Raw genomic sequence first — 10,588 nt, 5'->3', positions numbered from 1 at the left:
GACCCGGTCGAGCAGGGCGAGCGCGCCCGCGTTGTCGGCGAGCTGGGCCCTGCTCGTGACGCCGAACAGCACGCTGGCCACCGCCGGATGGGTGAGGCAGAACGCCACGCACACCTGCGCGGGCGTCGCCTCCAGCCCGGCCGCCACCTCGGCCAGCCCGGCGGCGGCCGTCGCCGCCCGCTCGCGCACGCCGCCGGGGTCGGGGAAGACCGGCCGGGCGGGCGTCTCCCTGCCCGCCAGCAGCCCGCCTTCGAGCACGTCGCTGGCCTGCAACGACACGCCCGCGTCGAACACCTCGGAGAACGGCACCCCCTCCGGGATCGAGCGGCGGCACGGGTTGTACTTGAGCTGGGCCAGCTGCGGCCCCGGCGAGCCGAGGTCGCGGGCGTGGTTGCGGATGGTCAGGATCGAGGTGGCCGACCAGTTGTTGACGCCCCAGCAGCCCAGCAGCCCCTCCGCCTCCAGCGCGGCCAGTTCGCGGGCCAGGCGGCGCAGGTCGAGGTCCTCGCGGTGGACGTCGCCGACCACGGCCAGGTCGGCGTGGTCGGTGCCGGCCCGCAGCAGCGCGCGTTCGAGCTGCTCGCGCAGCGGACGTCCGGGGTGGTCGTCGAGCCAGAGCTTGACCGAGAGCAGGTAGTCCTCGCGGGCCAGGCCGGCGGCCCTGACCATGGCCGAGAAGAGCACGTCGGTGAAGACCGGCCGCTGTCCCGGCAGGCCGTAGACGCCGACGTCGAACAGGTTGACCCCGATCTCCACGGCGTGCCGCAGCAGCTCGACGGCCGCGCCGAAGTCCATCCGGTCGTAGGTGTGCCAGGACCCCAGGGACAGCACCGACGCCTCGGGGCCGTGCGCGCCGATCTGGCGCTGGGGGACCTTGACGGTCATACGTTCGCCTCCGAGTCCCAGACCTGATGGCGGCTGCGCCACCACAACAACGCCACCATGACCAGGAACGGCAGCACCCCCCGGTACTGCTGGACCGCCTCCAGCGAGGCCGTCACCCCCTCCAGGCAGCCCAGCAGCAGCCCGCCCGCGAGCGTCAGCCACAGGCTGCTGAACGCCCCCACCATGGCCACCGCCAGCGCGGTCGTGACGAGGTTGCCGAGGGTGGAGAAGTCGCCGCCGAGCCGGGGCGCGACCAGGACGATGACCAGCGTGCTGACCGCCCCGATGGCCACCCACACGGCCAGGGCGAGCCGGGGGGCGGGGATGCCGACGACCTGCGCGGTGGCCGGGCGCTCCGACAGCGCCTGGAGCCGCAGCCCCACCCGGGTGCGCCCGAGCAGCAGCCCCACGCCGACGGTGATGAGCACCGCGAACGACAGCGACACCAGGACCGCCTGCGGCACGACCACCTCGCCCACGGTGAAGGCGGGCGCGTCGAAGGGCTGCGGGAAGCGCCGCGCGCCGCTGGTGTTGTTGCCGAACAGGCGCAACCCGACCGACATCAGCGCGACGAACACCGCCACGGTGACGGCCGCCTTCGTGCGCAGGTCGTGCTCGCCGAACCAGCGCACCAGGCCGAGGCCGAGCAGCGCCGAGACCAGCCCGCCGGCCAGCGCCCCGAGCGGGAGCGCGAGCCAGACGTTCAGACCGGCGTCGGTGAGGGTGACCATGACGAAGGCGCCCATCGCACCCACCGCCGCCATCGCGAAGTTGACCACGGCGACCAGCCGGTAGGTCAGGACCACGCAGAGCCCGAGCAGCGCGTACACGCCGCCGCTGGTCAGGCCCGCGACCACGGAGTCGAGCATCAGCCGTTCCGCTTCGGGACGATGAAGCCCTCGGGCAGCACCGTCCACTTGCCGTTCTCGGCCTTGACGAAGCGGCTGCCCTCGATGGGGTTGTGCGTCTGGCCGGGGCCGAACACCCAGGGCGTGCCGACCATGGGGTAGGTGATGGGCTGCATCTCCTTGAACGCCTTGGTCACCGACTCCCGGGTGATGTCCCCCTTGATCGTCTTGAGGACCTGGACGAACACGTCGGCCGCCATCACGCCGCCCTGGCTGAACGCGGTCTTCTGGATCTTGTTGTCGTTGACGATCTTCGCCCACCGGTCGTTGCCCGGCAGCGTCTCGTCGGTGTACGGCTGCCACTCGGTGCCCGCCTGGGCGTTCATGCCGGCCGGGATGAGGGCGGCGTTGGCGTCGGTGTAGGCGTTGGCCATGAGGATGAAGTCGACGTCCTGCATGCCCTGGGTCTTGGCCTGGGCGAACCACGGCCCGACCTGGGCGTTGTAGATGACCGCCTGGCAGCCGGCGCCCTTGAGCTTGACCAGGTACGGCGTCGGGTCGCCCTGCCCGACCGAGGTGTCCTTGACCGTCAGCGTCTTGCCGGTGATGTCGCTCCACTCCTTGACGGCCGCGTCGATGCCGCCGCCGCTGCCCGGCAGGACGGTGAAGGCCAGGCACACCTTGTCGCGCTTGAGCGTCTCGGAGGCGTAGTAGAGCATCGCGGTCAGCAGCTTGAACGGGCCGGGGTTGACCGGGGCGATGTTCGGGCTGGTGAAGCAGGCCGGGTCCACGCCGACGGCCGGGATGGACACGATCTGCGACTTGCTGTAGGTGGCGCGGTTGAGCCCGCAGTCCACGGCGCTGGAGGAGCCGACCAGCGCGACGACCTCCTCGGAGTCGATCAGGTCGCGCGCCGCCTCCGTGGAGCGCTGCGGGTTCATCGCGTCGTCCTTGCTGATCAGCTCGATCTTGCGGCCGTTGATCCCGCCGGCCTTGTTGACCTCCTCGAAGACGGCCTTGACCGCCTGCGGCACCTCGGGGGTCTGGAACAGCCCGGTGACGCCGTTGATCGCGCCCACCTTGATGGGGCCGTCGGTGCCCGAGCCGCCGGAACAGGCCGTCAGAGCGGTCAACAGGCCGAGGACGGGCAGAGCCACGAGTACGCGTTTCATGATGTCTCCTCCAAGACGGTCCCGAGGTAGGCGGCCCTGACGGCCGGTGCGTCCAAGACGTCGAGCGTCGGCCCCGAGGCGATCACGTGCCCGAAGTCCAGCACGGTGACCTGGCCGCAAGCGGCTCGTACGAGATCCATGTCGTGCTCCACCAGCAGGATCGACACGCCGAAGCGGGCCGGGACCTGGGCCAGGCGGCGGCCGAGCCGCAGCGACTCGGCGGCGGACTGGCCGGCGGCCGGCTCGTCGAGCAGCGCGACCTTCGGCCTGGCGGCGATCGCGGCGGCCACGTCGAGCAGCCTCCTGGTGCCCGCGTCGAGGATCGAGACCGGCACCTCGCCAGGCGGGCAGCCGAAGAAGCGCAGCACCTCCTCCGTCTCGGCGGCGGGCAGGCGCCGCCCGGCGACGATCGCCAGGTACTCCTCCTGCGTCAGCTCCGAGGCGATGGCGGTGGTCTGGAACGTGCGCCGCAGCCCGCGCCGGGCCCGGACGCTCGGGCTGAGCCGGTCGAGGGGCTGCCCGGCGAGCACGACCGAGCCCTCGTAGCGGGCGGCGAAGCCGGTGACCGCGGAGATCAGCGTGGACTTGCCGGCGCCGTTCGGGCCGATCAGGCCGCAGACGCCGAGCGCGGGCACGGTCAGGTCCACGCCGTCCAGGGCGACGACCTGGCCGAACCGCACGCTCAGCCCGCGCACCTCCAGCACGTTCCCCTCGCCGGTGGCCGGGGGAAGGGGGGCGGGCTCCTCGGCGGGGACGGCGGCCTCCAGCAGGGGGCGCGCGGCCCGTTCGCGCCTGCGGGCCCGGGTGAAGTCGGTCTGGCTCACCCCGCTGCGCAGGGCGAAGATCGCCATGACGCCGAACAGGATGCCGCCGAGGTCCTGCGGCAGGCGCAGCTTCTCCAGGATCGTGGCCATGACCGCGCCGAAGATGCCGCCCAGGACGGCGCCCTCGGTGTTGTGCGGCCCGATGAGCACGGCGACCGCGAACAGCGCCAGCGACTGCATCATCGCGAAATTTCCGGATACGACGAGGCCCAGCTGCCCCGCCATCAGCCCGCCCCCGATACCGGCGATGAACGCGCTGATGGCGAAGGCCGTGAGCTTGCTGCGCGCCACGGAGATGCCGTGCGCCGCCGCCGCCCGCTCGGAGTGCCGCAACTCCAGCCAGGACCGTCCGATCCTGGTCCGGTTGACCAGCGCGAGCCCGACGGCGATCAGCACGAAAACGGTCATGGCCAGCACGAAGTACGCGGCGTCGGAGGAGAAGGGCCCCGGCCGCACGACGGTCTTCAGCTCGGCCGTGCCGGGGAACTGGTTGGCGTTGAGCACGATGTCGGTGGAGACGGCGAAGCCGAGCGTGACGACGGCGAGGTTGACGCCCCGGATGCGCAGCGCGGGCAGCCCGATCGCGACGCCCACCGGCACGGCCGCCAGGCCGCCGAGCACCAGCCACAGCAGGAGGCCGCCGGGCGCGTCGGCCAGGTTCAGCCGCAGCACCACCCAGGCCCCGATTGCCGCGAACGACATCTGGCACAGCGACATGACCCCGGCCCGCCCGACGATCACGCCGTAGCTCTGCATGAGCACGCCGCTGACGACGGCCGCGATCGCCAGGTAGATCCAGTACGGCGGCAACACCCACGGCAGCACCGCGCACGCCGCCACGGCCAGCCCCAGCCCGGGACCCCAGGTTTTCAGCAGCGCGTTCATCAGCTCCCGCCTTCCGTGCCGGCCGCCCGCGCGAGGCCGTCGTCGGTGACGGCGCCGAAGTAGAACTCGTGCAGCCGGTCCTCGGCCCCGCGCAGCTCCTCGCACGGGCCCTCGAAGACGACCCGGCCCTTGCGCAGCACGTACGCGCGGGTGCCGATCTCCAGCGCCAGGTTGGCGAACTGCTCGACGAGCAGCACCCCGATGCCGCGCTCGGCCAGCTCCCGCACCGAGCCCATCAGGCGACGGACCACGACCGGCGCGAGCCCGAGCGACATCTCGTCGATGAGGACGACCTTGGGCCCGGCGATCAGCGCCCGGCCGATGACGAGCATCTGCTGCTCGCCGCCGGACAGGTTGGCGGCCGGCAGCGTGCGCCTGCGGTCCAGCTCGGGGAAGAGGTCGTAGACCATGGCCGGGTCGCCGTCGCCGGAGACCAGCAGGTTCTGCTCCAGCGTGAGGGTGCGGAACACGGTGCGGGCCTGCTCGGCGTACCCGAGTCCGGCCTGGGCGCGGCGGTAGGTGGGCAGGCCGGTCAGCGGCGTGCCGGCGAGCGTGACCGTTCCGGCGGCGGCGGGGGCCAGGCCCGCGATGCCGTCGAGCAGGGTGGTCTTGCCCGCGCCGTTCGCGCCGAGCAGCACGGTGACCGTGCCGGGCGCGACGCCCAGGCTGACCTCGTGCACGACGGGGACCTCTCCCCTGGAGACGCTGATGCCCCGCACGTCGAGGACATCGTCCGCGGGAGCGTTCATCAGCGGCTCCGGCGGCGGTCGCCGGCCGCGTCGGGCGACGGCGCGTGCGCCGGTCCGCGACGGGCCCGATCGATGATGCGCCGTGCCTCGAAAGGTAGAGGCATCGTCACCTCCCGGCACGAAATCGTATCTGATTCCATGTACGTTATGCGGATGGAAATGAGAGTGTCCAGAGCGGAGCGGATATGAAATCTGCGGCTGACAACAGGTCGGCGGATCTGGTCATGACCGGCGGCGTCGTCCACACGATGAACCCGGCCGGCCACCTCGCGTCCGGCATCGCGATCAAGGACGGGCGCATCGTCAGGGTCGGCACTCCACTGCAGGTCCAGGCCATGGTCGGCCCGGGGACGCGGGTCGTCCGCCTGCGCGGCAGATCGGTGCTGCCCGGCATCAACGACACCCACCTGCACGGCGCCTGGCTCGGCCTGCGCTGGCCCGACCTCCTGCTGGACCGCCTGACCGGCGCCGGCGACCTCGTGCCCGACTCCCGATTAGGAAAGGCGGAGGAACGCCGGGCGGCGATCCAGCGCGCCGGCGACCTGCTGGCCTCCCTCGGCATCACCAGTTACACCGAGCCCGGGCTCGGCCCCTGCGAGCACGAAGGCGGCGGGCGGTTCGGCGTCGAGGTCCTGCGCGAGTACGCCGGGATGGCCGCCCGGGGCGAGCTGAAGGCGCGGGTGAGCGCGTTGCTGCTCTTCGCCGAGGTGGGCGGGCGCAGCTCGCTGCCCGACCTGGTCTCCGGGCTGCGCGACCTGACGCCGCCCGCCGAGGTGCCGGGCTGGTTCAAGGTCGCCGGGGTGAAGATCTTCGCCGACGGCATCCCGCCGATGCGCACCGCCTGGAGCGACGAGCCGTACGAGGACGGCACGCACGGTGCCCCGCTGGTCGAGGGCGGCTCGGAGGACGAGCGCGAGACCGCGCTGACCACCATGATCAAGACCGCCGCCGCGGCCGGGCACCAGGTAGCGGTGCACGCCACCGGCAGCCGCGCGACCAGGACCGTCACCCGCGCCCTGGCCGGGGCCCCCGGGCGGCGCCACTACCTCGTCCACGGCGACGTCCTGCATCCGGACACCCTCAAGACGATGGCCGCGGCCGGCATCGGCCTGACCACCCAGCCGGGCATCGCCGCCGCCGCCTCCCCCATGCTCCGCGACGCCCTGGGCCAGGCCGCGCTCGGGCACGCCTGGCCGGTGCGGGACGCGCTGGCCGCCGGCGTACGGCTCAGCCTCAGCTCCGACGCCCCCATGCTCACCCCCGACTGGCGGCACGGCGTGGCGGCGGCCGCGACCCGGTGGGCCGTCGAGGGCGCCCGCGACCAGCGGCTCGCGCTCGACCAGGCGCTGCGCGCCTACACGGTCACCCCGGCCTGGCAGGAGGGCGCGGAGTCGTGGAAGGGCTCGCTGGAGCCGGGCAAGGTCGCCGACCTGTGCGTGCTGGACGACAGCCTGCTCGACGCGCACCCGGCCGACCTGCCCGAGGTGCCGGTCACGATGACGATGGTGGACGGCAGGATCGTCTACGAACGCTGACCCGCGCTACAACTCCACGTGGTGGTCGGGGTCGCCGCCGAGCCGGCTGCCCGCGCCGCCCAGGGCCGAGATGCGCGCCATCTCCTCGGCCGACAGCTCGAAGTCGAAGACCTCCAGGTTGTGGCGCATGCGCCCGGGGTCGGCGGACTTGGGGATCGGCACGGCGCCGAGCTGCACGTGCCAGCGGAGCACGACCTGCGCGGGGGTGCGGTCGTGCGCGGCGGCGACCTCGGTGACGGCCGGGTCGTCGAGCAGCTTGCCGCCGGCTCCGAGCGGGCTCCACGACTCGGTGACGACGCCGTGCCCGGCGTGCCAGGCGAGCAGGTCGGGCTGGGGGAACCCGGGGTGCAGCTCGACCTGGTTGACCGCGGGCCACACGCCGGTGGCCTCGACCACCCGCTCGATCTGCTCCGGGGTGAAGTTGGAGACGCCGATCGAGCGGGCCAGACCCTCCTCGCGCAGCCGTACGAACGCCTTCCAGGTGTCGACGAACAGGCCGTGGCCGGGCAGCGGCCAGTGGATCAGGTAGAGGTCGACGTGGTCGAGGCCGAGGCGGGAGCGGCTCTCCTCGAACCCGCGCAGCGCCAGGTCGTAGCCGTGCTGGGCGCCGCGCAGCTTCGTGGTGACGAACAGCTCCTCGCGCGGCACGCCCGACTCGGCGACGGCCGCGCCCACCCCCTTCTCGTTGCCGTAGCTGGCGGCGGTGTCGATCAGCCGGTAGCCGAGCGAGAGCGCGTGGCCGACGGCCTGGCGGGCCTGACGGTCGTCCATCGGCCAGGTGCCCAGGCCCAGGCGCGGCATGGGGCGGCCGTCGGAGAGCACGAGGGTCGGCGCGGTCGTCATGGCTGGTCCTCTTCCGGGTGCGGGCAGGTGACGTACCTACCCGCCGGCGACGCGGCCAACCCGGAGGCCGTCCGTGCCCCCCGGACGGACGGTCGGCATCGTGGAAGGCCGCACGGCGGCGTACGATCCGAGACGTGATCACCGCTCCCCGTCTGCTCGCCGTCAGCGACCTGCACGTGCACCATCCCGACAACCGCAGGTTCGTCGAGGAGCTGCGCCCAGGGTCGGACGGCGACTGGCTGCTCGTGGCGGGTGACGTCGGCGAGCTGACGACCGACATCGCCTGGGCGCTGCGCCTGCTGGCCGGCCGGTTCGCGAAGGTGGTCTGGGCGCCGGGCAACCACGAGCTGTGGACGCCCGCCCGCGACCCGGTGCAGCTGCGCGGCGAGGAGCGCTACCAGTACCTGGTGGAGCTCTGCCGCGACCTGGGCGTCCTGACGCCCGAGGACCCGTACCCGGTCTGGGAGGGGGCGCGCGGCCCGGTCACGGTGGCGCCGCTGTTCGTCCTGTACGACTACACCTGGCGTCCGGAGGGCGCGACGACCAAGGAGGAGTCCCTGGCGACGGCCTACGAGGCGGGGATCGTCTGCACCGACGAGGTCATGCTCCACCCCGACCCCCACCCCGGCCTGGACGCCTGGTGCGCGGCCAGGGCCGAGCTGACCGAGGCGCGGCTGGCCGCCCGGCCGCCGGGGCTGCCGACCGTGCTGGTCAACCACTATCCGCTGGTCCGCGAGCCGACCCGGATCCTGCGCTATCCGGAGTTCGCCCAGTGGTGCGGCACCGAGCGCACCGCCCGCTGGCACCTCGACTACGACGCCGCCGCCGTCGTCTACGGTCACCTGCACATCCCGCGCCTGACCCACCACGACGGCGTGCCGTTCATCGAGGTCTCGCTCGGCTACCCGCGCGAGTGGCAGCCGCGGCCGAACCCTCCGGCGCTGCCCCGCGTGATCGAGGTCTGAGGCCCGGTCTCCGGGTCAGCCCTCCAGGTAGCGCAGGATCGCCAGCACGCGCCTGCTGTAGCCGGTGTCGCGCGGCAGGTCGAGCTTGTCCATGATGGCGTTGACGTGCTTCTCCACCGTGGACGCCGAGACGTGCAGGCGCTCGGCGATGGCCGCGTTGACCAGCCCCTGGGCCAGGTGCGCCAGCACCTCGGACTCGCGCGGGCTCAGCCGGCTCAGCGGGTCGGCGTGACTGGTGCGGGCCAGGAGCTGCCGCACGACCTCGGGGTCGAAGGCCGTGCCGCCGGCGCGTACGCGGTCGAGCGAGCCGAGGAAGTCGGCCACCTCCGAGACCCGGTCCTTCAGCAGGTAGCCGAGCCCTTCGGCGGGCCCGGCCAGCAGGGTGGCGGCGTAGTGGGGCTCGACGTACTGGGACAGGACGAGCACGCCCACCTCGGGCCACCGCGCGCGGATCTCCAGGGACGCCCGCAGGCCCTCGTCCTTGTGGCCGGGCGGCATGCGCACGTCGACCACCGCCACGTCGGGCCGCTGATCGGCGACGGCGGCCAGCAGCGCGGGCGCGTCGCCCACGGCCGCGACGACCTCGTGCCCGGCCTCGGCCAGCAGCCGGGTCAGGCCCTCGCGCAGCAGCACGGAGTCGTCGGCCAGGATCAGCCGCACGGCGGCTCCTTCGGCAGCGTGGCGACGATCTTCGTGGGCCCGCCGGGCGGGCTGTCCACGGTGAACGCGCCGTCGAGCGCCAGGACGCGGCGGGCCAGCCCGGACAGGCCGCCGCCCGCGGGGTCGGCGCCGCCTTCGCCGTCGTCGGAGATCGCCACGCTCACCGTCCGTTCGTCCTCGCTCACGACGACCAGGATGTCACGGGCGCGGGCGTGCTTGACCGCGTTGGTGATCGCCTCCCTGGTCACGAAGTACAGGGCGGTCTCGATCTCCGTGGCGGGCCGGGCCGCCGGCCCGTAGTGGACGGTGACCGGCACGGCGGCGCGTTCGGCGACGCCGGCGAGCGCGGCCTTGAGCCCCAGCTCGTCCAGGGCGGTGGGGTAGATGCGCCAGGCGACGCTGCGCAGCTCGTCCAGGAGGCGGCGGGACTCGGCGTAGGCCTGGTCGACCAGCTCGGCGCTCCTGGCGTGGTCCTGGCCGTGGCCGTGACTGTGCCTGGCCCGGCCGAGCAGCATGGCCAGGGCCACGCCGCGCTGCTGGACGCCGTCATGCAGGTCGCGTTCGATCCTGCGGCGCTCGTCGTCCACGGCCCGGACGATGCCCGAGCGGGTCGCGGTCAGCTCGGCGATGCGGCGGCGCATGAGCTCCCGGCCGCCGGGGCCGAGGAAGTGGGCGGCCAGCCGGCGTTCCAGGACGCCGACGGCCAGGGCGAGCAGCGCGGTCACCGCCAGCAGGGCCACGCCGCCGGTCAGGCCGAGCATGCCGCCGGTGGTGACGATCTTGACGCCCGGCAGCTCGACGGGGACGGCGTCCGAGCCGCCCCTGATCAGCTCCCACGCGCCGCCCGCGAGCAGCAGGAGGCCGACGAACAGGGCGGTGGCGCAGCCGTACCCGCCGAGCACGCCCAGGGCGGCGCGGGCGGCGAGGTAGGCGTAACCGCCGTCGCGGGTGGGCTCGGGGTGGTCGAACCACCTGGTCAGCCGGACGCGTTCGAGCGCCAGGAGCCCGGCCACGCCGCGCCTGACCTGCGGGCGCGCCGCCGGGACCAGCGACGCGGGCCAGGCCACGCAGAGGAAGGCCAGCTCGACCGCGCCGAGCGCCATGCCCGCCAGCACCCCCACCAGCGCCTTTGCGGCCCTGCTGCCCGCATTCTCCCGCTTGTCCACCACAGGCCCGAAGCCTAGGCGTCCCGGCGCCTTGCCCGGCACAGGCCCGAAACCTA

General features: G+C 73.4%; 10 protein-coding genes. 2 read left to right on the top strand and 8 right to left on the bottom strand.

Features of this window, described 5'->3' with window-relative positions:
- From ABZ815_RS44010 to ABZ815_RS43990, 5 genes are all read right to left on the bottom strand, one after another.
- The coding region (locus ABZ815_RS44010; RefSeq protein ID WP_357707627.1) for an aldo/keto reductase at positions 1–885 on the bottom strand (885 nt) is incomplete at its 3' end.
- On the bottom strand, positions 882–1,754 hold the full coding sequence (locus tag ABZ815_RS44005; RefSeq protein WP_357707625.1) for a branched-chain amino acid ABC transporter permease: 873 nt from the start codon (positions 1,752–1,754) through the stop codon (positions 882–884). The genes ABZ815_RS44005 and ABZ815_RS44010, both read right to left, overlap by 4 nt.
- Positions 1,754–2,905 carry an ABC transporter substrate-binding protein gene (locus tag ABZ815_RS44000; protein WP_357707623.1) on the bottom strand — a complete coding sequence of 384 codons (1,152 nt, stop codon included), beginning with the start codon at positions 2,903–2,905 and terminating at the stop codon, positions 1,754–1,756. The genes ABZ815_RS44005 and ABZ815_RS44000 overlap by 1 nt, the downstream gene beginning before the upstream one ends.
- On the bottom strand, positions 2,902–4,614 hold the full coding sequence (locus ABZ815_RS43995; RefSeq protein WP_357707621.1) for an ATP-binding cassette domain-containing protein: 1,713 nt from the start codon (positions 4,612–4,614) through the stop codon (positions 2,902–2,904). The genes ABZ815_RS44000 and ABZ815_RS43995 overlap by 4 nt, the downstream gene beginning before the upstream one ends.
- A complete protein-coding gene (locus ABZ815_RS43990) occupies positions 4,614–5,363 on the bottom strand; it encodes an ABC transporter ATP-binding protein (protein ID WP_357707619.1) in 750 nt (249 codons plus the stop codon). The genes ABZ815_RS43995 and ABZ815_RS43990 overlap by 1 nt, the downstream gene beginning before the upstream one ends.
- 185 nt (positions 5,364–5,548) lie before the next feature.
- Here ABZ815_RS43990 and ABZ815_RS43985 point away from each other — a divergent pair, with 185 nt between their 5' ends.
- The gene (locus ABZ815_RS43985) at positions 5,549–6,898 is read left to right on the top strand and encodes an amidohydrolase family protein (RefSeq protein WP_357707617.1); all 1,350 of its coding nucleotides are present in this window, start codon (positions 5,549–5,551) and stop codon (positions 6,896–6,898) included.
- 6 nt (positions 6,899–6,904) lie between these two features.
- Here ABZ815_RS43985 and ABZ815_RS43980 read toward each other — a convergent pair whose 3' ends face one another.
- Entirely contained in the window at positions 6,905–7,741 is an 837-nt protein-coding gene (locus ABZ815_RS43980; RefSeq protein ID WP_357707615.1) for an aldo/keto reductase, read from the bottom strand.
- A 137-nt stretch (positions 7,742–7,878) separates the two neighbouring features.
- Between ABZ815_RS43980 and ABZ815_RS43975 the strand changes: the two genes are divergently transcribed.
- A complete protein-coding gene (locus tag ABZ815_RS43975) occupies positions 7,879–8,706 on the top strand; it encodes a metallophosphoesterase (RefSeq protein WP_357707631.1) in 828 nt (275 codons plus the stop codon).
- A gap of 15 nt (positions 8,707–8,721) precedes the next feature.
- On the opposite strand, the gene ABZ815_RS43970 is transcribed toward ABZ815_RS43975, so the two are convergent.
- Together ABZ815_RS43970 and ABZ815_RS43965 are read right to left on the bottom strand one after the other, a co-directional pair.
- On the bottom strand, positions 8,722–9,366 hold the full coding sequence (locus ABZ815_RS43970) for a response regulator transcription factor (protein ID WP_357707613.1): 645 nt from the start codon (positions 9,364–9,366) through the stop codon (positions 8,722–8,724).
- On the bottom strand, positions 9,357–10,535 hold the full coding sequence (locus tag ABZ815_RS43965) for a histidine kinase (RefSeq protein WP_357707612.1): 1,179 nt from the start codon (positions 10,533–10,535) through the stop codon (positions 9,357–9,359). The genes ABZ815_RS43970 and ABZ815_RS43965 overlap by 10 nt, the downstream gene beginning before the upstream one ends.
- Between the last annotated feature and the right edge of the window lie 53 nt (positions 10,536–10,588).

Origin of the sequence: Nonomuraea sp. NPDC047529 (assembly GCF_040642995.1) — a bacterium.
Lineage (GTDB): Bacteria > Actinomycetota > Actinomycetes > Streptosporangiales > Streptosporangiaceae > Nonomuraea.
This window is presented reverse-complemented; position numbering and strand designations above follow the sequence as displayed.

Excerpts from the sequence above, each read along its gene's own strand:
- ABZ815_RS44005 (WP_357707625.1), bottom strand. The coding sequence starts at position 1,754 with ATGCTCGACTCCGTGGTCGCGGGCCTGACCAGCGGCGGCGTGTACGCG.
- ABZ815_RS43980 (WP_357707615.1), bottom strand. The coding sequence starts at position 7,741 with ATGACGACCGCGCCGACCCTCGTGCTCTCCGACGGCCGCCCCATGCCG.
- ABZ815_RS43995 (WP_357707621.1), bottom strand. The coding sequence starts at position 4,614 with ATGAACGCGCTGCTGAAAACCTGGGGTCCCGGGCTGGGGCTGGCCGTG.
- ABZ815_RS44000 (WP_357707623.1), bottom strand. The coding sequence starts at position 2,905 with ATGAAACGCGTACTCGTGGCTCTGCCCGTCCTCGGCCTGTTGACCGCT.
- ABZ815_RS43990 (WP_357707619.1), bottom strand. The coding sequence starts at position 5,363 with ATGAACGCTCCCGCGGACGATGTCCTCGACGTGCGGGGCATCAGCGTC.
- ABZ815_RS43985 (WP_357707617.1), top strand. The coding sequence starts at position 5,549 with ATGAAATCTGCGGCTGACAACAGGTCGGCGGATCTGGTCATGACCGGC.